A 21,342-nucleotide genomic window follows, 5' to 3' on the forward strand; every position below is an offset into this window, starting at 1 on the left:
GGATCACGCACAATGCACCACGCAGTACAGGTCGATCCGGTCGATGTCCACCGACGCGACCCCGTCGGCGACCGTCAGCGGGACACTCACCACCGGGAGGCCGGGACGGTGCAGCGTCGCCGTCGTCACCGGCCGGTCGGTCCGGATCCCGACGCGGACGTCGGTGCGCGGAACGACCCGATCGGTCTCCTCCTGATAGTCGAAGTTGACAAGGTGCAGCGCGACGGAGTCGTCGTCGAGAAGGTGGACGCTCACCGCCATGCTCTCGTCGAAGTCCCCGACCACGTCGCTGGCGACGTGGCCCGGGACGGCCGTGGCGTCGTCGAGCACCACGGTGCGCTCGTGGTGGAGCAGCGCGTCCGCGGCACCGTCGGGCAGCTCCGTCCCGTACGCACCGTTGACGACGACCGACCCGCCGGCCTCGAGATAGCCCATCAGGGCGGCGTGCTGCGCGACGCTGATGTTCCACGCGTCGGGGACCACGACGGTGCGATACGCAGCGAACGTCTCCGGCGCGGTGGCGTCGGGACGCAGGCCCTCGTCGGGCAGGACGATCACGTCGAAGGTGTGACCGGTGCGGCTGAGCGCCTCGATCGTCTCCCAGTAGGAGGCCGGCCGCGCGTCGACCGCCTCGACCGGCTCGAACCAGCGGCCGTCGTCGCTGAACATGTCGGAGTCCATCATCGACCGCATCACGCTCGGCACCGAGTAGGCCACCGCGACCGAGTGTGCGGAGCGTTGGGAGGTGACGCCGTCGAGGGACACCAGCGCCTGCCCGGTCGCCACCGCCAGGTCCTTCGGGACCCAGTAGGAGTCCTTGACCTCGGTGCCGAGCCAGGACCCGTACGGCAGGGACATGTTGGCGCCCATGGCGTTGGCCTCGAAGATCGACAACCGGAACAGGTCGTACGCCGTGCCGCGCTGGATGCGGCGCAACAGGTCCTCGGTGACGCCACCGTACGGATTCTCCACCGCCACCAGGGGGCGGCCCGCGGCCAGGCCGACGCCATGGCGGAAGTACCAGGGCTGCTGGTACCTCGTCTCCCGCATCTCGGTGACCAGCACATCGACGTCGGGCACCATCGCCTCGTAGAAGGGCGCGCAGTCGTAGAAGTTCCCCGCCACCCGCACCTTCCTGCCCTGCGACGCCGCATATTCCTTCACGTACGACGCGATCTCGTGGAACGTCTCGGTGATGGACACCTGCAGGAACCGGCAGTACTCCGCGTAGAGCGGCAGCCGCTGCGGCGCCGTCCCGGCCCGGAAACCCTGCGCCAGCAGCCAGGCCCGGTAGTCGAAGGTCTCCAGCTCGACACCGGCCAGCTCGGCCGGCGCCTCGTCCTGCGCCAGCAGGAACGCCCGGAACCCCTTCATGCAGTCCTTGCAGAAGCACCCGCCGTAGCGCAGGGCGAGCAGCGGCACGTCGGTCTCGTCCAGCTGGACACCCGGAGCGCCGGCGTCGATCTGGATCCGTACGATCGCCTTGAGGTACTCGCGCCACACCGGATTGTTCCGGTCGGCGAGGCGGCAGGCCTGGCCCTTGCCGTCGACCTCCACCCAGTGGGCGTGCAGCGGGCGGCCCTCCAGGTCGCGGGAGACGACCTCCTCCCACAGATCGGTGACCTGCTCGCCGTCACTGTTGACCAGACCGTCCGGGAAGTAGTGCCGGAACGGCTTCCAATCGGCCGGGCCGGTGTCCGTCGAGAACTCACGCAGGCCCGTGGTGGTCTGCGTCCCCACGCCCCGCAGCTGGTTCTGGGCGACGACCTCGCCGCCGACGATCTCGGCCGGGAACTCCCACGCCTGCGCCTCGAACACGATGCCGAACAGGTCGATCCCGTGCTGCTTGGCGTACGCGACGAACTCGGACTCGTTGACGTACCCGTGCTGCCGGAACCGCTGCGGGATCCGGCCGAACGCCTCCTCCTCCAGATACGGAAGGCTGATCACGCCGCCGCCCAGCCCCGCCCAGACGAGCATGGTGCCGCCCATCTCGGCGACATCGTCGGCCATCGTGAGCCGACGAGGCGGCAGAGCCGGGTGATAACAGTGCTCGTTCGGGTACCACCCGTCGAAGTAGATGCCGCGTTCCATCGGTTTGCTCCTTCTCCCACGACAGCGTGGGTCCGGCGGCAGCAGCCGCCTGTCAGCTCTTGGTTAGGGGGTCTGGGTGAAGTGGGCGGCCGCGCTGCGCCGGATCTGGATCTCGACCGGCAGGGTCATCGACCGGGCCGTCCCGTCCGGCGACAGCACCAGCCGGGCCGCCGCCTGACCCATGCTCCAGGCGGGCTGCGCGGCGACCGTGATCGGCGGATCCACCAGCCGCGCCCACGGCACGTCGTCGAACATCACCAACGAGATGTCGTCCGGCACCCGCAGTCCTCGATCGCGGATGGCGGCGAGCGCCGCCTCGCCGAGGACGTTGTTGGCGGCGAAGAGCGCGGTGGGCGGGATCCGGGAATCGAGCAGCCGGATGGCACTGGCGTACGCGGTGTCGCGGGTGAACCGGGTGCGGACGACCAGTCCCTCGTCCACCGGAACGCCGACGTCGACGTGCGCCCGGCGGAAACCCTCCTCGCGGCGGCTTCCCGTGGTCAGTTGGCTGGGGCCACCGAGGTAACCGATCCGGCGGTGCCCCAGGGCCAGCAGGTACTCGGTGAGTGCGAGCGCACCGCCCACGTTGTCGACCAGGATCGAGGGGGCCGTGAAGCCGGGCAACTCGCGGTCGGCGAGCACGATGTTGATGCCCAGCCGGCGGGCGTCCTCCCACGCGTCGAGGTTCTCACCGGTCGGGAAGGCGATGATGCCGTCGACCCGCTGCTCGACGAGCAGGTCGATGTACTCCCGCTCGGTGGCCGCGTCCTCGCCGCTCGCACAGAGGATGACATGGCGGCCCAGTTCCTTCTCGGTGGCCAGCACGCCCTCGGCGAACTCGCCGTAGAAGTTGTTCGAGATGTCGGTGACGATCAGGCCGACGGTGTTGGTGGAGCGACGCTTGAGGTCGCGGCCCAGGGCGCTCGGCCGGTAGCCGAGGTCCTTCGCCACCGCTTCCACCCGCTCGCGGGTGGCGGGTGCGACCGCCCCGACATTGGAGAACACCCGCGACACGGTCCCGATGCCCACGCCTGCCTCTTCCGCGACGTCGCGCATCGTCGGCTGGCTCCGGCGCTTTCGTTCCGACACCCGTCCCTCTTTCCGTTGCATCGACCGTGATGGTGGTGGGGCCGAGCACGAGCACCGATCCGACGCCTCGCCGGGGTCCGCGCTGCGCGCGCCCACCGCTGGGCCGGTCGTCCGCCCGAGCTTGCTCGACAGTCTCAGTTGGATACGTTTCCAAACAGAAGATAGGACCAGGCGCAGCAAGCCGTCAACACAGCCACATGATTACGCGAAGGCAGTTGACAAGAAGGCTCCTGGCAGCCCACAGTTGGAACCGTTACCACTTCGCGCGGCAGTTTTCGCGCGGCAATGAAGCCGTGGGAACGCGGCGGAGAGGGCACCTCATGGACACCACGATCGGCTCCACGCTGCGGGCCCGCGCGCTGTGCGCCCGTGAGGATCGCCGGCACCACCGAGACCATCGCCCGCGAGGCAGCCGGCGCCGCCTCTGCTTCCGGCCGTCAGGGCCCGCGCCCGGCCGATGACCCGCAGCCACTCCTGACGTACCCCACAGCCCGTCGACATCAGCGCACCACCCCCGAATACTCCAATGGAGGAGAAACCATGAAGATCCCGACATCGTCGCGACGCACACAGGGCCGCACCGTGAAGCGCCTGGTCCCCGCGATCGCGGCCTTGGCGCTGGCCACCACGCTCGCCGCCTGCGGAGGTGGCACCGGTGCCGCCTCCAGCAGCGCCGGCCTGGCGGCATGGAGCACGACGGCGGACCGGCCCAACATCGAGCCCTCGATCGCCGACTGGAACAAGTCCCACCCGGAGGCGAAGATCTCCGACTCGTACTTCGGCACCAACGACTTCAAGGACAAGATCCGCACCGCGATCAACTCCCCGCAGGCGCCGACCCTCGTCTACAACTGGGGCGGCGGCACCCTCAAGTCGTACGTCGACGCCGGCCTGGTGAAGGATCTCACCCCCGAGCTGGCCGACAAGAAGGACTTCACCGACAAGATCGTCCCCTCGATCATGGACACCGGGAAGATCGACGGGAAGACCTACGCCGTCCCCGCGTCCTCCACGGCACCCGTGGTGCTGTACATGAACAAGGACGTGCTGGCCAAGGCCGGCATCCAGACCGCTCCGGCGACCTGGGACGAGCTGCTCGCCGACGTCCAGACGCTGAAGAAGGCCGGCGTGGCGCCCATCGCCCTCGGCGGTGGAAGCAAGTGGCCCTATCTGATGTGGATGGAGTACCTCGTCGATCGCGAGGGCGGCCCCGAGGTGATGAAGAACATCCTGGCCAACAAGCCGAACGCGTGGTCCGACCCGGCCGTCATCAAGTCCGCCACCATGATCCAGGACCTGGTCAAGGCGGGCGGATACGAGGAGGGCTTCGCCTCGGTGTCCGCCGACACCAACGCCGACCTGGCGCTGATGGTCACCGGCCGCGCCGGATTCCTGCTCCAGGGCACCTGGGCCTACTCCGGCATCGAGCAGATCGACGCGAACTTCGTCAAGGACGGCAAGCTGATGGTCGCGCCGTTCCCGGCCGTCGCAGGCGGCAAGGGCGACCCGAAGAACATCGCCGGCAACCCGTCGGTCTACTGGTCGATCTCGTCCAAGGCGACGGACGAGCAGACCAAGACCGCGATCGACTACATCACCACCAACGTCTGGAACGACTCGTACGACTCGACGATGATCGGGCAGGGCCAGATCCCGCCGGTGCAGGGCGTGGGCCCGAAGCTCAACAGCGACTTCTCCAAGCAGGTCGAACAGATGATCACCGACGCGCCGAACTTCCAGCAGTCCTGGGACCTCGCGCTGAGCCCGAAGGCATCGACCGAGTTCTGGACCCAGCTCGACCTGCTGTTCTCCGGTTCGTCCACCCCCCAGCAGTTCGCCGACAACATGAACAAGACCATCGGCGAGTGACGATGACGACTCGAAGCGGTGGGGCACTCAGCGAGAGGTCGGCCCCCAGCAGTTGGTTCGTGCTCCCTGCGTTGGCCATGTTCCTCGCCTTCGCGATCATCCCCCTGGTGATCGCGCTCGGGCTCAGCTTCACCAGCTGGGACGGCCTCACCGCTCCCGAGTTCAACGGGATCGCGAACTGGGTCAGCAGGCTCACCGACCCGCTCACCTATCACGCCCTCTGGCTCACCTTCCAGGTCATCGTCCTGTCCTGGCTGATCCAGACGCCGATGAGCGTCCTCATCGGGGTGTTCATCGCCGGCAAGCAGCGATACCGGGCGGTTCTCGCCGCCCTCTACTTCCTGCCCCTGATCATGTCCTCGGCCGCGATCGCCATCGCGTTCAAGGCCCTCCTCGATCCCAACTACGGGGTCGGGCACGCCTTCGGGCTGTCCGTCCTCTCCCGGGACTGGCTCGGCAGCCAGACGTACGCCCTGTACGTGGTGATCCTGGTGATCGCCTGGCAGTTCATCCCGTTCCACTCGCTGCTCTACCAGGCGGCGGCACGACAGATCCCGGGGTCGCTCTACGAGGCGTCCCAGATCGACGGGGCGGGTCGGATGCGCCAGTTCTTCAGCATCACCCTGCCGATGCTGCGGAACACGATCGTCACCTCCTCGACCCTGATGATCGTGGGGTCACTGACCTACTTCGACATCGTCTACGTCCTGACCCAGGGCGGGCCCGGCTACGCCACCCGCATCCTGCCGCTGGACATGTACCTGACCGGCTTCTCCGCGAGTGACCTCGGGAACGCCAGTGTGCTCGCGGTGATCCTCGTCATCATCGGTCTCGCGATCGCCCTCGCACTGACCCGACTCAGCGGCTTCAACCGGATGACCAGCGACCAGGAAGGCGCGTGATGGTGAGCGTCCAGAACGAGAGCCCGGTCGCGACCGCGCGGCGGGCGACCACGCCCACCCCCACACCGACCGCCGTGTCGGGGCGGTCGCGGAACGGGAAGCACCGCAACGTCGTCGGAGGTGTCGCGGCGTGGATCTGGCTGGCCGTCGTGCTGCTGCCGGTCTACTACGTGGTGATCACCAGCATCACCCAGCAGGGCGCCTACTACACCCGCAATCCGCTGGCCCCACCGGCCAAACCCACACTGGACAGCTACCTGCTGGTCCTCAAGAGCGGCTTCGGCGTCTACTTCACCAACAGCCTGATCGTCACGCTGTCCACCGTCGTGGTCACGACGATCGTGTGTCTGCTGGCGGCGTACGCGATCGTACGGTCGCGCAAGAAGCTGGTCCGCGGGGTCTACTCGCTGTTCCTGCTGGGGTTGGCCATTCCGCTGCAGGCGACCGTCATCCCGCTGTTCTACGTGCTGGGGCGCGTCGGTCTGTACGACACCCTCGCCGCCGTGGTGCTGCCGTCGATCGCGTTCGCGATCCCGATCACCGTCCTCATCCTCGTCAACTTCATCCGCGACATCCCCGGTGAGCTGTTCGAGTCCATGAGGGTGGACGGCGCCGGCCAGTGGACCCTGCTGTGGAACCTGGTGCTGCCGCTGTCGCGGTCGGCGCTCGCCACCGTCTCGATCTACAACGCCCTGCAGGTGTGGAACGGGTTCCTGCTGCCGTTGGTCCTCACCCAGAGCGACAACCGACGGGTCCTCCCGCTCGCCCTGTGGAACTTCCAGGGTCAGTTCAGCATCAACGTGCCGGCGACCCTTGCCGCCGTCGTGCTGTCGCTGCTGCCGATCCTGGTGCTCTACCTGTTGGCCCGCCGGCAACTCGTCGCCGGCCTCACGGCGGGAGCGGGCCGATGAGCACCCTGGTGGCAGGGGTCGACTCCTCGACCCAGTCCTGCAAGGTCCTCGTCGTCGACGTCGAGACCGGCCGGATCGTACGGTCCGGGCGCGCATCCCACCCGGACGGCACGGAGGTCGATCCGGAGGCGTGGTGGGACGCTCTCGGCGCGGCGATCGCCGACGCCGGTGGCCTGGACGACGTGGCCGCCGTCTCGATCGGCGGACAGCAGCACGGGATGGTCGTCCTCGACGCGTCGGGGCGGGTGATCCGCCCGGCGCTGCTGTGGAACGACACCCGCAGCGGGGCTGCTGCGGCCTGCCTGGTCCGCGAGTTGGGGGCTGACGAGTGGGTGCGGCGTACGGGTCTGGTGCCGGTCGCCTCCTTCACCGGCACGAAGCTGCGCTGGCTGCGGGAGGCCGAGCCGGAGAACGCCGCGGCCGTGGCCGCGGTGGCCCTGCCCCACGACTGGCTGTCCTGGCGGCTCCGCGGGTACGGCCCGGCCGGCCAGGCGCCGCTCGGCCCGGTACTCGAGGAGCTGGCCACGGACGGGTCGGACGCGTCCGGGACCGCCTACTGGGACCCGGCACGCCGGGAGTACGACGGGGACCTGTTCGAGCGCGCCCTCGGTCGGCCGCTGCGCGAGGCGGGCGGCCCGGCGCGGACCGCCGCCGTGGTGGTGCCGCGGGTGGTGGCACCCGACGAGGCGATGGGCACTCTCGGCACCCATGTGCAGCTTCCGCACGGCGCCGCCGCCCACGCCGGACTCGTGGTCGGCCCAGGGGCGGGCGACAACGCCGCAGCCGCTCTCGGACTCGGGCTCGGTGTCGGCGAGATCGCCATCTCCCTCGGCACCAGCGGCACGGTGTTCGGTCCGAGCTCGGTGCCGACCGCGGATCCGACGGGCACTGTGGCCGGATTCGCCGACGCGACCGGCGGGCGACTGCCGATCGTCACGACCCTCAACGCGGCGAGGGTCCTCGACGTGATGGCGGGCCTGCTCGACATCAGCCACGAGGAGCTCGGGACGCTCGCCCTGACCGCACCCGCCGGCTCCGGTGACCTCGTGCTGATCCCCTATTTCGTAGGCGAACGTACGCCGAACCGGCCGGACGCCACGGCGACCCTGCTCGGGCTCACTCCGACGACGACGAGCAGGTCCTACCTGGCACGCGCGGCGATCGAGGGCATGCTGTGTGCCCTCGCCGACGGACTGGCCACCGTGGAGGCGACCGGGGTGGAGGTCTCCCGGCTCGTCCTGATCGGCGGTGCCGCGCGCAACGAGGCCGTACGGACCATCGCGGCCCAGGTCTTCGGACGCGACATCGAGATCCCCGCACCGGGGGAGTATGTGGCGATGGGCGCAGCCCGCCAGGCCGCCTGGGTGGCCGCCGGAACGCTCCCCAGCTGGCCGGCAGCGGTCACCCGGATCGCCGCAGACCCGCGCCCGAAGGTGCTCACGCGGTACCGGACCCTCGCCTCGTGCCAGGGGGAAGGACGGCCCGAGTAAGGATGTGTCGGGTGCCGGCCTCCGGGAGGAGGCCGGCCGACCCGACACGACCCTCAGCAACACCAGACGTGGTGATCGATGCCGTGACCGGAGAGATCACCGATCAGATGGACTTGGCCGAGCGGCGGCCAGTGGGGCGCACCAGCGCGCCAGGATCCCTTGTGGACACGGCATCGGCGTCCAAGCTTCCGCTCAGATCGTCGTTGGGCAGCCAGCTGCCCGTGGAAAGGAATGTGGCATGGCCACCGTTACGTTCAGAGATGCCTCGCGCGTCTACCCCGGCTCGGACCGCCCCGCCGTCGACAAGCTGAACCTCGAGATCGAGGACGGCGAGTTCATGGTCCTGGTCGGACCGTCCGGCTGCGGCAAGTCCACCTCGCTCCGCATGCTCGCGGGCCTGGAGGACATCGACGCGGGCAAGATCTTCATCGGCGACCGCGACGTCACCGAGCTCTCCCCGAAGGACCGCGACATCGCGATGGTCTTCCAGAACTACGCGCTCTACCCGCACATGACCGTCGCGGACAACATGGGCTTCGCCCTCAAGATGCAGCACGTCAGCAAGGCGGACCGCGCCGCCCGGGTCCGCGAGGCCGCCCGCCTGCTCGGCCTGGAGGAGTATCTCAACCGCAAGCCGCGGGCGCTGTCCGGCGGGCAGCGACAGCGCGTCGCCATGGGCCGCGCGATCGTCCGGCAGCCGCAGGTCTTCCTGATGGACGAGCCGCTGTCCAACCTGGACGCCAAGCTCCGCGTCGCCACCCGCACCCAGATCGCCGCGCTGCAATCGCGCCTCGGCGTCACCACCGTGTACGTCACCCACGACCAGGTCGAGGCGATGACGATGGGCGACCGGGTCGCCGTGATGCGCGACGGGCTCCTGCAGCAGGTGGACGCCCCGCTGGCGCTGTACGACCACCCGGTCAACCTGTTCGTCGCCGGCTTCATCGGCTCCCCCGCCATGAACCTGATCTCGGGCGCGGTCGTCGACGGCGGCGTCCAGGTCGGCGACTACGTGGTCCCGGTGTCGCGCGAGGTGCTCGCCAAGGCCGGTGAGACCGCCACGGTCGGCATTCGTCCCGAGCACCTGTCGATCTCGGAGGACGGTCGGGGCATCGCGGTCGACGTGTCCGTCATCGAGGAGCTGGGGGCCGAGGGCAACGTCTACGGCACGCTGTCCGGCGTGTCGGAGGACGCGATCATGACGGCACCGCAGATCGTCGCCCGCACCCACGCCCGGATCGGCATGCACCGCGGCTCGCAGCTCCGATTCACGCCCGACCTGTCCCGCGTGCACGTCTTCAACGACGCCACCCAGGAGCGCATCTCCTGAGGTCGCGTCGTCCAGCCCGGCGGGGCCGGCTCGGGGCAGCCCCCGAGCCGGCCGGGCCGGCGCTCGAGCCGATGCCGGCCGAGCCGATGCCGGCCGGCTGGAGCGACGCCGGGCCGGCCCGTAGGATCGGGCCCGTGCCGACCCCAGACCCCGTCCCTCCGTACGCCCTGATTCCGGACGGAACGACCCTGAACGACACGACCCTGAACGACACGACCCTGAACGACACGACCCCGAACGACACGACCAGCGCCACCGCAGCGGCCCTGCCGCCGGATCCGTCCGACGTACGCCTCGTCGTCGCGGACATGGACGGCACCCTGCTGGACGCCGAGGGCCGGGTCCCCGACGCCCTGTGGCCGCTGCTGGTCCGGATGCGCGAGCGCGGCATCGCCTTCGCCCCGGCCAGCGGCCGCCAGTATGCGACCCTGCGGCAGCAGTTCGAGCGAGCCCTCGACGGGATGGTCTTCATCGCCGAGAACGGCGCCTTCGTGGTCCGCGACGGCGTCGAGGTGAGCTCGATGCCCCTGGACCGGCCGTTCGTCGAGGAGGCGATCGGCCGGATCCGTACGCACGCCGGGAGCGGTCGTGACATCGGTGTCGTGGTGTGCGGCAAGCGGTCGGCCTACATCGAACGCGTCGATCCGCCGTTCGTCGTCCAGGCCGAGCCGTACTACGCGGAGCTTGCCGTGGTCGACGACGTGCTGGCCCCCGAGGACGACGTGCTCAAGATCGCCGTCTTCGACTTCGAGGACTCGGCGGTGACGGCGCAGGCGCTCGCCCCGTTGGGCATCGGTCACCAGGTGGTCGTGTCCAGCCACCACTGGCTCGATCTGATGGGCCCGTCGGTCAACAAGGGCACCGCCGTCCGCCGGTTGCAGCAGGCGATGGGCATCGGCCCCGCCAACACCGTGGCCTTCGGCGACTACCTCAACGACCTGGAGATGATGGGTGCGGTCGAGCACTCGTACGCCATGGCGAACGCGCACCCGCAGATCCGCGCCGCCGCCCGCCACACCGCCCCGGCGAACACCGAGCAGGGCGTGATCAGCGTGCTGTCGGCGATGCTGGACGTCACGGACCGGACGTCGGTGTGAGGCTCGCCGTCACCAACCGAACGTCGGCGTGAGCCAGGCCCGCCCCAGCGAGTGGAAGAACAGGGTGAAGCCCAGCTTCGCCGGGGTGGTGTCGAGGGACAGTCCGAGGTGTTCCACGTCGACCGCGTGCACGATGAAGAAGTAGCGGTGCGGGCCGTGTCCCTGCGGCGGCGCGGCGCCGAGGAAGCCCGCCATCCCGGCATCGTTGCGCAGGGTCAGCGCGCCCTCGGGAAACCCCGGCGCGGTCGGGCTGCCCGCCCCGGTGGCCAGCTCGGTGCAGTCGACCGGGATGTCGAAGACCGCCCAGTGCCACCACCCGGACTGGGTCGGGGCGTCCGGGTCGTAGCAGGTCAGCGCGAACGATCGGGTGCCCTCCGGGAAGCCCGACCACCTCAGCTGGGGCGAGACGTCCTCCCCGCCGGGGATCTCCATCACCCGGGACCGGTGCCGGGGCGCCAGCTCCACCCCGTCGGCCACGTCGGTGCTGGTCAGGGCGAAGCGCGGCAGGTCGCGCAGCTTCGCGAACGGGGAATTCTCCATCGGACGCTCCTTCGCGTGGGTTCCCGCTCCCTCGCTCACCGCGCCAGTCGCACCGGGATCCGCCGCGAGCCGAAATGCCCCGGCGTGGCGGCGAAGCGACCCGGGATCACCGTCCCGCAGTCGGGACACCGTCCGTCGGCGGTGAGCCGGTAGCTGCGCAGATCGTACCAATCACGCACGATCAGCGGGGCCTGACAGCCCGGGCAGAAGGTGGTGTCCCCCTCACGGTGGTGCACGTTGCCGGTGTAGACGAAGTGCAGTCCGGTCTCCAGGGCGATCTCCCGCGCCCGGACCAGAGTCTCCCGCGGCGTGGCGGGGACGTCCTGCATCCGCCAGTCGGGGTGGAAGGCGGAGAAGTGCAGCGGGACGTCGGGGCCCAGCTCGGCAAGGATCCACCGGGTCATCGCCCGTAGCTCCTCGTCACCGTCGTTCCGGCCGGGGATCAGCAGGGTGGTGATCTCGAACCATACCGATGTCTCGTGTTTGAGGTAGACAAGCGTATCGAGCACCGTCTGCAGGTGTGCTCCGGTGAGCTGCTGGTAGAACTCGTCGCTGAATCCCTTGAGGTCGACGTTGGCAGCGTCCATCACCGCGAAGAGGTCCTCGCGGGCCCGGCCCTGCACGTAGCCGGCGGTCACCGCGACCGTACGTACGCCGCGCTCACGGCACGCCAGCGCGGTGTCGACGGCGTACTCGGTGAAGATCACCGGGTCGTTGTAGGTGAAGGCGACGCTCTCGCAGCCGTACGCCTGCGCCGCGAGGGCGAGCTCGGCGGGCGAGGCCTGGTCCATCAGCCGATCCATCTCCCGGGACTTGCTGATGTCCCAGTTCTGGCAGAACTTGCAGCCGAGGTTGCAGCCGGCGGTGCCGAAGGAGAGCACCGAGGTGCCCGGGTAGAAGTGGTTGAGCGGCTTCTTCTCGATCGGGTCGACGCAGAAGCCGGACGAGCGGCCGTACGTGGTGAGGACGATCTGGTCGCCCTCCCGCATCCGGACGAAACAGAAGCCACGCTGGCCCTCTCGCAGGTGACACTCTCGGGGACAGACGTCGCACTGGAGACGGCCGTCGTCCAGTGCGTGCCAGTAGCGGGCGGGGTGGGACGGAGCGGTCATCAGGTCCTCCTGCCGAGCACCCCGCCATGTCCGGCCGGCCCCGGAGGGGCCTGGTCCTGCAGCCGGGAGCCACCACCCAGCACATCGGGGGCGGACGGAGGGATCTCGGGTCGATCTGGGCCGAATTCTACCTGGGGGCCCTCGGGGCCTGGGGCTCTTCGGCAGGCCCGGGCTCTCAGCATGCCCGGGGCTCCTCAGCACTCCGGCGCCCTTCTGCGGGCCGGCTCTCCCGCAGGCCGGGGGCTCCTCAGCACTTCGGCACCCTTCGGCAGACCGGCACTCCCGCAGGCCGGGAGTTCTTCAGCATGCCGTCCCCCCTCCCCAGGCCGGGGCACACCTGGTTATGCGTTGCGCTCATGCACTGGTGTGTGAAGACCAGCACGAACGCATGAGCACAACGCATGACCGAAACCCAGCGGCGAAGGCACCCGACGAGCCAACCCGACAAATCACCCGACAAACCCACCCGACAAACAGGACCCGCTCATGTGGTCAGCGGACCCCAGACGGGTGTCGGTTCGGGCCGCGACGTTCCCCCGGGAACGTTTCAGGCCCCCCGCGGGCAGGCCTCACCTGCTGCTCGGTGTCCGACAAGAGCCGTCCGCAGACCGTACCCGTCGTACGTATTCCCTACCGGTCGCCCGTGCGGGAACGCGTACGACGGGTTCGGTCTGGACGCGGTGCACCGCTCGGCGGGTCTGGACGCGGTGCGCCGCTCGGCGGGTCTGGATGCGTACGACCGGGACCTCAGGTCGTGACCGGGATGATCGGACGTTCGGACCGACCGTAGGTCTCGAGCAGGCGCAACCAGATCTCGCTGATGGTGGGGTACGCCGGGACGGCGTGCCACAGCCGGTCGATCGTGACCTCGCCGACGATCGCGATCGTGGCGGAGTGCAGGAGCTCCGCGACGTCCTGACCGAGGAAGGTCGCCCCGAGGATCACCCTGCGGTCCTCGTCGACGACGAGCTTGGCACGGCCCGTGTACCCGTCGGCCTGGAGCTTCGCCCCGGCGACCCCGCCCAGGTCGTACTCCACGGTGCGGATGGTGCACCCCAGCCCGCGGGCGCGGGCCTCGGTGAGGCCGACGCTGGCGACCTCCGGGTCGGAGAACACCACGTGCGGCACCGCCGCGTGGTCTGCGGTGGCGACGTGGGCACCCCAGGGGACGTCATCGAGCGGCGTGCCCTGCAAGCGTGCCGCGATCGCCTCGCCGGCGGCGCGGGCCTGGTACTTGCCCTGGTGGGTGAGCAGGGCGCGCCCGTTCACGTCGCCGACGGCGTAGAGCCAATCCGTGCCGTCGACCAGCAGCGTGTCGTCCACGGTGAGCCGGCCGGCTGCGTCGAGCCCAGCCCTGTCGGAGCCAACCCTGCCGACCCCGACCGGATCGAGCCCGACCGGATCGACCCCGACCGGATCGAGCCCGATCGGATCGAGCCCGACCGTGTCGAGGCCCAGATCATCGGTGTTCGGGCGACGCCCGGTGGACACGAGGATCTCCTCGGCCTGGACCACGGTGCCGTCCTCCAGGGCGATGCTGACGACCCGGTCTTCGTTGCGGTCCACGCACGTGGGCATGACCCCGAGCCGCACCTCGACCCCCTCCTCCGCCAGTGCCTCGGCGAGGTGCTCGCCGACGAAGGGCTCCTCGCGGTCCAGCAGCCCGCAGCGGGACAGGACGGTCACCTGGGAGCCGAGGGCGGAGAAGGCGAAGGCGAATTCGACACCGGCGACCCCGCCCCCGATCACGACCAGTCGCGGCGGCACATGGTCGGCCGCGGCGGCCTCGCGGGTGCCCCAGGGAGCGGCGGACGCCAGGCCGGGGATGTCCGGGAGCACTGGCACGGAGCCGGTCGCCAGGGCGACCGCCCGGGCAGTGAAGACCTGCCCGCCGACCTGCACCGCGTGCGCGCCCGCCAGTCGTCCGCGGCCGCGGAGGAGATCGATGCCCGCCGACTCGAGCCAGGCCACCTGGCCGTCGTCCCGCCAGCCGTCGGTGAACGCCGATCGGCGGGACAGTACGGCGGAGACGTCGATCGATCCCGTCATCGCCTCGCGCGCACCGGCGAGCCGCCGAGCCGCTCGGACAGCGTGTCCGCTGCGCAGCAGAGCCTTGGAGGGCATGCACGCCCAGTAGGAGCATTCGCCGCCGACGAGTTCGGACTCCACGATCGCTGCGCGTACGCCGCGCTTGGCCGCATAGTCGGCGACGTTCTCGCCGACCGGGCCGCCGCCGATGACGATCAGGTCGTAGTCGTACGTACTCATGCCGCCCGCGTCCGCAGCGTCACACTCAGACGTACGGCCGAGATCAGGAAGAACACCCCGCCGAGGATCGCGTAGCCGGCTGCGCCGGTGATCATCTCCGATCCCTGAAGGCCCTGGAGGAGGAACGCGCCGCCGGCGAAGACCGAGAGGCCACCGCTGAGCATCTGGGCCACCTGGCCCCCTGCACGGCGGTGACGGATCGCCGCGATGAGTTGCGGGATGCCCGCGCCGATCGCCCACACACCCCAGACAGCGAGGGCCGCGCTGACGGACTGCGTCGAGGCCACGCCGAGCGCGACAGCGACGATGACGCTGACGACGACGTTGGTCCACTCGGCGGCAGTCGAACGCCCGGCGTCAGGGTCGGCGCGGATCTGCCAGAGCACGGCGGCCGCGTCGAAGAGCGGGTAGACGATCAGCAGGATCGTCAGCTGCGGGCCGGCCGTGGTCGCGGTGGTGAAGACCAGGCCCGCCCAGACGATGGCGAAGGCGAAGCGGGTGACGTAGAGCCGGCGCAGTGCCGAGGCGAAGGTCGTCGGGCGGATGGTGGCGGTCGTGGTCATGGCGGTTCTCTCGTTCCTGGTCGCGGTCAGGCGACCGTCGTGGTGAGGGTGACAGGGACGCTGCCGCGCGTGGCGAGGGAGTAGGGGCACACCTGGTGGGCGGCGGCGACCAAGCCCTCGGCGACGTCCGCGGCGATGCCACCGCCGATGTGCACGGCCAGCGCGGCGCTGAGCCCGAGGCTGTCGGCGTCGGTCTTCGCGATCGACACCTCGGCGGTCACCGAGGAGTCGACCAGGCGCAGCTTCTGCTGCGAGGCCACCAGCTTGAGGGCGGAGTGGAAGCAGGACGACCAACCGGCGGCGAACAGCTGCTCCGGGTTCGTCGCCCCGCCGGGGCCGCCCATCGACCTCGGGATGGCAAGGGCCACGTCGAGCAGACCGTCGTCGGTCACGGCGCGACCTCCGGCGCGGCCGTCTCCGGTGGAGGTCGCGACGGCGGTGTAGAGGGGTGCAGACATGGGGGTCTCCTTCTGGTCTGATCGGTGCCGATCAATGTAGAGTTGCTAGTACGTCTACATGAGTGACTATAAGGTGCTGACAGCGCTGGTGCAACCAGCCCGACAAGAACGGAAGTGGGACATGCAGGCCGAGGCAGCAGAGCCGGCGACGCGCAGGACGTCGGGATCGGCCACCCGGGCGCGCATCCTCGCGGTCGCGACCGAGCTGTTCTACGCCCAGGGGATCCGCGCCACGAGCGCCGACCGGATCATCGAGCAGGTCGGCATCACAAAGGTCACCTTCTACCGGCACTTCCGCACCAAGAGCGACCTTGTCGTCGCCTACCTGCAGACACAGGCGGCGGCCGAACAGGTCTGGATGGAGACGTCCCGGCGGCAGGGTGACCCGATCGGCTCGCTGCGGGAGCTGGCCACCGGAATCGGCTCGGTGAGCTGCCGCCCGGGGTTCAGGGGGTGCGCGTTCATCAACGCCGCCGCCGAGTTCTCCGACCCCGACGACCCCGTACGCACGATCATCGACGGCCACCGTCGCTGGATGCTGGACGAGTTCGCCGCCATCGCTGCGGACGCGGGCGTCGACGACGTCGATTCCGCCGCCCGGCAGTTGATGATCCTGCGCGACGGCGCGATGGTGAACGGCTACCTCGGCGATCCGACCACCGTGGCGGATGCGCTGGCCGACGCCTTCCTGTCCATCGTGACGGCAGCCGGCGGGGCCGACGATGCCACGTCCGGTCCTGCCTAGCGCTCAAACGCACGCAGCACGTCGGACGGTCGACCTCCGCATCCGAGGCGGATCCGGCAGACGCCGGCCCGCATCACCGGGCCCGGCGGGACCACATCCAGCTATGCGTTGTGCTCATGCGTTGGTGCGTGTCTTCCAGCACCAACGCATGAGCACAACGCGTCACCGATGGTTCACCGGCGCTACTTGGCGCCCTCGCGCACCGGGATCGTACGGGCGATCGGCTTGCTCACCGTGGCGAAGAAGTCGTTGCCCTTGTCGTCGACGATGATGAAGGCCGGGAAGTCCTCCACCTCGATGCGCCAGACGGCCTCCATGCCGAGCTCGGGGTACTCCAGCACCTCGACCTTCTTGATGCAGTCCTGAGCCAGCCGGGCCGCCGGGCCGCCGATCGAGCCGAGGTAGAAGCCGCCGTGGGTGGCACAGGCGTCGGTGACCGCCTTGGAACGGTTGCCCTTGGCCAGCATCACCATCGAGCCGCCGGCCGCCTGGAACTGGTCGACGTACGAATCCATCCGGCCGGCGGTGGTCGGGCCGAACGAGCCGGAGGCCATCCCCTCGGGGGTCTTGGCCGGGCCGGCGTAATAGACCGGGTGGTCCTTGAGGTACTGCGGCATCTCCTCGCCGGCGTCCAGCCGCTCGCGGATCTTGGCGTGGGCGATGTCGCGGGCGACGACCAGGGTGCCGGTCAGCGACAGCCGGGTCTTCACCGGGTACTGGGTCAGGTCGGCGAGCACCTCGGGCATCGGCCGGTTGAGGTCGATCGCCACCGCCTCGTCCGCGGCACCGACGTGCTCGTGGGTGACCTCGGGCAGGTAGTGGCCGGGCTCGAACTCGAGCTGCTCGATGAACACACCCTCCGGGGTGATCTTGCCCTTGCACTGCCGGTCGGCCGAGCAGGAGACCGCGATGGCCACCGGCAACGAGGCACCGTGCCGCGGCAAGCGGACGACCCGTACGTCATGGCAGAAGTACTTGCCGCCGAACTGCGCGCCGATGCCGAAGTCCTGGGTCAGCTTGAGGACCTTCTGCTCCATCTCGAGGTCGCGGAAGCCGTGGGCCTGCGCCGAGCCCTCGGTGGGCAGCGTGTCGAGGTACTTCGCGGAGGCGTACTTCGCGGTCTTCAGCGCGGCCTCCGCGGAGGTGCCGCCGATCACCACGGCGAGGTGGTACGGCGGGCAGGCGGCGGTGCCGAGGGTCCGCAGCTTCTCGTCGAGGAAGGTCATCATGGCGTCCTCGTTGAGGATCGCCTTGGTCTCCTGGTAGAGGTACGACTTGTTGGCCGAGCCGCCGCCCTTGGCCATGAAGAGGAACTCGTACTCGGTCTCGTGACCGGGGTGGGTGTCGGCAGCGATGTCGATCTGGGCCGGAAGGTTGCAGCCGGTGTTCTTCTCGTCCCACATCGTCAGCGGCGCGTTCTGCGAGTAGCGCAGGTTGAGCCGCGTGTAGGCGTTGTAGACGCCCCGCGAGATCGGCACCTCGTCCTGCACCGACGTCAGCACGTGCTGGCCGCGGTGCGCCGACACGATCGCCGTGCCGGTGTCCTGGCACATCGGCAGCACGCCGCCGGAGGCGATGTTGGCGTTCTTCAGCAGGTCCAGGGCGACGAACTTGTCGTTGTTGGAGGCCTCCGGGTCGTTCAGTATCTTCTGCAGCTGGGCGAGGTGCGCCGGACGCAGGAAGTGGGCGATGTCGTGCATCGCGGTCTCCGCGAGGAGGGTGATCGCCTCCGGGTCGACCTCGAGGAACGTACGCCCACCGGGTCCCTCCACGGTCCGGACACCCTCTGTCGTGAGCAGACGGTACGGCGTCTCGTCCGGCGTGACGGCCGGCAGCATGTCCTCATAGAAGAACTCGGTCACGGATCACTCCTTCGTGCGGATCACGGTGTGCTGGTCATTTTTCCACGCCGTCCTCGCCGTCTCCCACCGGGTGCGGGCCGGACGGGCCGGGCTCCGGACGGCCCGCCGCCGAGGGGCTCTCCGCCGGCCCCGCTCCGGCGTCGGCCGGCCGCCCGGTCCACGGCATCCAGCGCGGCATCGAGGGGACGTGGTGCAGCTGCCACTGCGGCCGGATCGGCGGCTCCTCGGCGTCCTTGGAGCGCAGAAAGACGTTCACCCATTGCAGGCGTGGACTGGAGTCGATCAGCAGCGACTTCGCGAAGAGGGTCAGCGGCACGGCCAGGATCGACCCGAGCGCCCCGATCACACTGGTCCAGAAGATCAGCGAAACGAACGTCACAGTGGTGTTCAGGCCGACGGCGTCACCGGTGAACTTCGGCTGGATGATCGCCTGGATGACGAAGTTGAGCACCGAGTAGGCGATCACCACGATCAGCGCCTTCACCGGCCCACCGTCCAGCAGGGCGACCAGGGCCGGCGGGACCAGACCGATGACGAAGCCGATGTTGGGGATGTAGTTGGTCACCCACGCGAACAGGCCCCAGGCCAACGGCAGCGGCACCCCGAGCGCGATCAGCACGATGGTGTCGAGCACCGCGACGATCAGGCCGAAGATGGTGTTGACCACCCAGTAGCGACGTACGCGGTAGCCGAAGTCGGCGAGCGCGGCGGCCAGGTACGGCTGGTACTGGCGCAGCGAGGCCAGCCGGCCCTCCATCGCGGTGGAGTCGGCCAGCAGGAAGGCCACCGCCATCGCGAGCACGAAGATGATCGTGCCGGCCGAGGAGACCCCTTCGAGCAGGCCCTGCAGCACGTCGATGATCCGGCCCAGGTCGAGCTGGCCGAGCAGCAGGTCGGCGTTGGAGGTGTCGATCCCCCGCTCCGACAACCACCGCAGCACCTCGACCGTCATCTCGTTGACGGTGCCCGCGTAGCGCGGCAGCACCTGCACCAGCTGGGCGATCGACACCGCCGCACCGGCCAGGATGCCGAAGATCACCGCGTAGAGCAGGAGCAGCATCAGCAGGCTGGCCAGCCAGCCGGGCAGGTGCCAGCGCACCAGCCGCTGTCGCATCGGGCCGACGGTGAGCACCAGGGTCAACGCGAAGAACGTCGGCCCGACGATCCCGCCGATGTAGCGCAGCCCCACCGCCACGACGACCAGCGCCGCCGAGATGAGGATCAGGCTGATCCCCATCGGCAACGGCGCGTCGTCGCGGACCAGGGCGGCTCCACGGCCGCGTCCGGTACGGGTGGGCGGCGTCTCGCTCATGATCGTGCCCCGGATCCCGGCACCGCCCCGCTAGGCCGGTTCCCCGACGGCCTCCCGCGCGCCGACGATCGCCGACGCCTGCACCGACTCCGGCAGGGTGAGGCCCTGCCCGACCTCGACGATCGCGTGCATCGTCTCCAACACGCCGGGCACGGAGGCCAGCGCCTTGGTCGTCACCACCGACACCCGACGGAACCGCTGCTGCAGCAGCGGCTTGAGGACGAGGTCGACGTCGTGGCGGGTGGCCATCAGCATCAGGTCGGGCAACAGCGCGACCCCCAGGCCCGCGGCGGCGAGTCCCTGGAGCGCGATGTAGTCGTCGGTCTCGTACGTGATGTCGGGCTGGAAGCCGGCGACCGAACAGACATCGACCAGGTTGCCCTGACAGGACGGACAGCCGGAGATCCACCGCGCCCCCTCCAGCTCGCTGACATCGACCACCGGCTCGGTCGCCAGCGGGTGCGACCGCGGCATGGCCACCCAGATGTGCTCCTCCAGGGCGGTCTGCCAGATCTCGTCGGGGTCGTGGCGCAGATCGGGTCGGCGCAGCGTCATGTTCTGGGAGTGGTATTCGTACACCAGCGCGATCTCGCAGTCGCCCTTGCGGAGCAGCTCGAGGGACTCCTCGGTCTCGGCCTCGCCGAGCCGGAAACTGACTCCCGGATGCTCGTCGGCCATCCGGGCCAGGGCCCCGGGCAACAGCGCCGCCGCCCCGGAGGCGAAAGCGCTGATCCGGATCTCGCCGCCGCGCAGGCCCGCGATGGCGGCGATCTCGGACTCGGCCCGGGACAACGAGGGCAGCACCTGACCGGCGTGCCGCAGCAGCACCCGGCCGGCGGAGGTGAGGCTGACCCCGCGGGACTGCTTCGTCACCAACGGGGTGCCCAGCTCCTTCTCCAGGCGCTGCATCTGCTGGGTGATGGCTGGCTGGGAGAGGCCGAGCTCGCGAGCGGCGCCCGACAGGGTGCCGTACTTGTCGATGGCTGCGATCAGCCGCAGGTGCTTGACCTCGATCATGTCGCGATTCTACGTGATACTTCTTTCGTTATCCATAAGTTGACGTGAATCGGGCATCGAACACCGCCGTCGCCCGGACGGTCGGCTACCGTCGGGTCATGCGATTCGGCGCCGCCGCCCTCCTTCTCCTGCTCCCCCTGCTCGGGGCCTGTTCTGCGGCCCGTACGCCCGCCGCGACGGTCTCCCCGGCGGCCGGCGACGTCAGCACGGTCGAGGCCTCGGGCACCCCGGCCCCCGACCTCACCGACGCGCCGAGCACACCGCCGGCCGGTGAGGTGCTCACCCTCGACCAGGCGGCCCACTTCCCCGACGGTCTGTCGATCCAGGTCGACCGCATCGCCGCCGCCACCGCCCCGGCCGGCGTGCTCGGCGCAGAAGGCACGGACGGGGAGGTGGTCGTCGCGGACGTGGTGATCACGAACTCGACCGCTACGGCGTACGACGCCACCAAGCTGGTGATCCACGGCTACTATCGCGACACGGTCGGCGCGGTGATGCTGAGCGACACGGACGGCACCTTCGGGGTGGGCTTCGCCGGCGCCGTGCCGGCCGGGGAACAGCGCAAGGCGCACGTCGGCTTCGCCATTCCCCGCGAGGACGCCGGGAACGTCACGATCGCGGTCGATCCGAGTGACGGTCAGCACAATGCGGTCCAATTCCGGGGCACAGCGGTTGGGAAGTGA

The 21,342-nt window shown here is 69.7% G+C and carries 18 protein-coding genes; 8 read left to right on the forward strand and 10 right to left on the reverse strand.

Features of this window, described 5'->3' with window-relative positions; genetic code table 11:
* Positions 1-3: 3 nt before the first annotated feature.
* Both R0146_RS04610 and R0146_RS04615 read right to left on the reverse strand, forming a co-directional pair.
* Positions 4-2,094: a hypothetical protein gene (locus tag R0146_RS04610; RefSeq protein WP_317691688.1), complete on the reverse strand. Its 2,091-nt coding sequence runs from the start codon at positions 2,092-2,094 to the stop codon at positions 4-6.
* A gap of 63 nt (positions 2,095-2,157) precedes the next feature.
* A complete protein-coding gene (locus R0146_RS04615; protein WP_317691689.1) occupies positions 2,158-3,183 on the reverse strand; it encodes a LacI family DNA-binding transcriptional regulator in 1,026 nt (341 codons plus the stop codon).
* A gap of 540 nt (positions 3,184-3,723) precedes the next feature.
* Here R0146_RS04615 and R0146_RS04620 point away from each other — a divergent pair.
* The 6 genes from R0146_RS04620 to R0146_RS04645 all read left to right on the forward strand — a co-directional run bounded on the left by R0146_RS04620 (position 3,724) and on the right by R0146_RS04645 (position 10,782).
* Positions 3,724-5,052: an extracellular solute-binding protein gene (locus R0146_RS04620; protein WP_317691690.1), complete on the forward strand. Its 1,329-nt coding sequence runs from the start codon at positions 3,724-3,726 to the stop codon at positions 5,050-5,052.
* Positions 5,053-5,111: 59 nt separating this feature from the next.
* The gene (locus R0146_RS04625) at positions 5,112-5,954 is read left to right on the forward strand and encodes a carbohydrate ABC transporter permease (protein WP_317691691.1); all 843 of its coding nucleotides are present in this window, start codon (positions 5,112-5,114) and stop codon (positions 5,952-5,954) included.
* Complete coding sequence (locus tag R0146_RS04630) at positions 5,954-6,865, forward strand: carbohydrate ABC transporter permease (RefSeq protein ID WP_317691692.1); 912 nt, start codon at positions 5,954-5,956, stop codon at positions 6,863-6,865. The genes R0146_RS04625 and R0146_RS04630 overlap by 1 nt, the downstream gene beginning before the upstream one ends.
* Positions 6,862-8,355, forward strand: coding sequence for a xylulokinase (xylB, locus tag R0146_RS04635; RefSeq protein ID WP_317691693.1), 1,494 nt, complete (start codon positions 6,862-6,864; stop codon positions 8,353-8,355). The genes R0146_RS04630 and xylB overlap by 4 nt, the downstream gene beginning before the upstream one ends.
* Positions 8,356-8,593: 238 nt before the next feature.
* Positions 8,594-9,685: an ABC transporter ATP-binding protein gene (locus R0146_RS04640; RefSeq protein WP_317691694.1), complete on the forward strand. Its 1,092-nt coding sequence runs from the start codon at positions 8,594-8,596 to the stop codon at positions 9,683-9,685.
* A 134-nt stretch (positions 9,686-9,819) separates the two neighbouring features.
* On the forward strand, positions 9,820-10,782 hold the full coding sequence (locus R0146_RS04645; RefSeq protein WP_317691695.1) for a Cof-type HAD-IIB family hydrolase: 963 nt from the start codon (positions 9,820-9,822) through the stop codon (positions 10,780-10,782).
* A gap of 9 nt (positions 10,783-10,791) precedes the next feature.
* On the opposite strand, the gene R0146_RS04650 is transcribed toward R0146_RS04645, so the two are convergent.
* From R0146_RS04650 to R0146_RS04670, 5 genes are all read right to left on the reverse strand, one after another.
* Positions 10,792-11,322 (reverse strand): YbhB/YbcL family Raf kinase inhibitor-like protein, encoded by a 531-nt coding sequence (locus R0146_RS04650; protein WP_317691696.1) that lies wholly within the window; start codon positions 11,320-11,322, stop codon positions 10,792-10,794.
* Positions 11,323-11,357: 35 nt separating this feature from the next.
* Positions 11,358-12,434 (reverse strand): AmmeMemoRadiSam system radical SAM enzyme, encoded by a 1,077-nt coding sequence (gene amrS, locus R0146_RS04655; RefSeq protein WP_317691697.1) that lies wholly within the window; start codon positions 12,432-12,434, stop codon positions 11,358-11,360.
* A gap of 747 nt (positions 12,435-13,181) precedes the next feature.
* Positions 13,182-14,702, reverse strand: a complete 1,521-nt coding sequence (locus tag R0146_RS04660) for a dihydrolipoyl dehydrogenase family protein (RefSeq protein ID WP_317691698.1) — start codon at positions 14,700-14,702, stop codon at positions 13,182-13,184.
* The gene (locus tag R0146_RS04665) at positions 14,699-15,265 is read right to left on the reverse strand and encodes a hypothetical protein (RefSeq protein ID WP_317691699.1); all 567 of its coding nucleotides are present in this window, start codon (positions 15,263-15,265) and stop codon (positions 14,699-14,701) included. Before R0146_RS04665 ends, R0146_RS04660 begins: the two co-directional genes overlap by 4 nt.
* Positions 15,266-15,291: 26 nt before the next feature.
* The gene (locus tag R0146_RS04670) at positions 15,292-15,723 is read right to left on the reverse strand and encodes an organic hydroperoxide resistance protein (protein ID WP_317691700.1); all 432 of its coding nucleotides are present in this window, start codon (positions 15,721-15,723) and stop codon (positions 15,292-15,294) included.
* 58 nt (positions 15,724-15,781) lie between these two features.
* On the opposite strand from R0146_RS04670, the gene R0146_RS04675 reads away from it, so the two are divergent.
* On the forward strand, positions 15,782-16,468 hold the full coding sequence (locus R0146_RS04675; RefSeq protein WP_317691701.1) for a TetR/AcrR family transcriptional regulator: 687 nt from the start codon (positions 15,782-15,784) through the stop codon (positions 16,466-16,468).
* Between the two features lie 182 nt (positions 16,469-16,650).
* On the opposite strand, the gene R0146_RS04680 is transcribed toward R0146_RS04675, so the two are convergent.
* Genes R0146_RS04680 through R0146_RS04690 form a run of 3 tightly spaced genes read right to left on the reverse strand, consistent with a single transcriptional unit; the run spans position 16,651 to position 20,659 of the window.
* Positions 16,651-18,306, reverse strand: coding sequence for a fumarate hydratase (locus R0146_RS04680; protein WP_317692331.1), 1,656 nt, complete (start codon positions 18,304-18,306; stop codon positions 16,651-16,653).
* A 58-nt stretch (positions 18,307-18,364) separates the two neighbouring features.
* A complete protein-coding gene (locus R0146_RS04685; protein ID WP_317691702.1) occupies positions 18,365-19,642 on the reverse strand; it encodes an AI-2E family transporter in 1,278 nt (425 codons plus the stop codon).
* 30 nt (positions 19,643-19,672) lie between these two features.
* Positions 19,673-20,659 carry a LysR family transcriptional regulator gene (locus tag R0146_RS04690; RefSeq protein WP_317691703.1) on the reverse strand — a complete coding sequence of 329 codons (987 nt, stop codon included), beginning with the start codon at positions 20,657-20,659 and terminating at the stop codon, positions 19,673-19,675.
* A 98-nt stretch (positions 20,660-20,757) separates the two neighbouring features.
* Between R0146_RS04690 and R0146_RS04695 the strand changes: the two genes are divergently transcribed.
* Positions 20,758-21,342 (forward strand): hypothetical protein, encoded by a 585-nt coding sequence (locus R0146_RS04695; RefSeq protein WP_317691704.1) that lies wholly within the window; start codon positions 20,758-20,760, stop codon positions 21,340-21,342.

It is taken from the genome of Raineyella sp. LH-20, assembly GCF_033110965.1.
Classification (GTDB): Bacteria; Actinomycetota; Actinomycetes; order Propionibacteriales; family Propionibacteriaceae; genus Raineyella.

Excerpts from the sequence above, each read along its gene's own strand:
- R0146_RS04610 (WP_317691688.1), bottom strand. The coding sequence starts at position 2,094 with ATGGAACGCGGCATCTACTTCGACGGGTGGTACCCGAACGAGCACTGT.
- R0146_RS04620 (WP_317691690.1), top strand. The coding sequence starts at position 3,724 with ATGAAGATCCCGACATCGTCGCGACGCACACAGGGCCGCACCGTGAAG.
- R0146_RS04630 (WP_317691692.1), top strand. The coding sequence starts at position 5,954 with ATGGTGAGCGTCCAGAACGAGAGCCCGGTCGCGACCGCGCGGCGGGCG.
- xylB (WP_317691693.1), top strand. The coding sequence starts at position 6,862 with ATGAGCACCCTGGTGGCAGGGGTCGACTCCTCGACCCAGTCCTGCAAG.
- R0146_RS04640 (WP_317691694.1), top strand. The coding sequence starts at position 8,594 with ATGGCCACCGTTACGTTCAGAGATGCCTCGCGCGTCTACCCCGGCTCG.
- R0146_RS04650 (WP_317691696.1), bottom strand. The coding sequence starts at position 11,322 with ATGGAGAATTCCCCGTTCGCGAAGCTGCGCGACCTGCCGCGCTTCGCC.
- amrS (WP_317691697.1), bottom strand. The coding sequence starts at position 12,434 with ATGACCGCTCCGTCCCACCCCGCCCGCTACTGGCACGCACTGGACGAC.
- R0146_RS04660 (WP_317691698.1), bottom strand. The coding sequence starts at position 14,702 with ATGAGTACGTACGACTACGACCTGATCGTCATCGGCGGCGGCCCGGTC.
- R0146_RS04665 (WP_317691699.1), bottom strand. The coding sequence starts at position 15,265 with ATGACCACGACCGCCACCATCCGCCCGACGACCTTCGCCTCGGCACTG.
- R0146_RS04670 (WP_317691700.1), bottom strand. The coding sequence starts at position 15,723 with ATGTCTGCACCCCTCTACACCGCCGTCGCGACCTCCACCGGAGACGGC.
- R0146_RS04675 (WP_317691701.1), top strand. The coding sequence starts at position 15,782 with ATGAGTGACTATAAGGTGCTGACAGCGCTGGTGCAACCAGCCCGACAA.
- R0146_RS04680 (WP_317692331.1), bottom strand. The coding sequence starts at position 18,306 with ATGCTGCCGGCCGTCACGCCGGACGAGACGCCGTACCGTCTGCTCACG.
- R0146_RS04685 (WP_317691702.1), bottom strand. The coding sequence starts at position 19,642 with ATGAGCGAGACGCCGCCCACCCGTACCGGACGCGGCCGTGGAGCCGCC.
- R0146_RS04690 (WP_317691703.1), bottom strand. The coding sequence starts at position 20,659 with ATGATCGAGGTCAAGCACCTGCGGCTGATCGCAGCCATCGACAAGTAC.
- R0146_RS04695 (WP_317691704.1), top strand. The coding sequence starts at position 20,758 with ATGCGATTCGGCGCCGCCGCCCTCCTTCTCCTGCTCCCCCTGCTCGGG.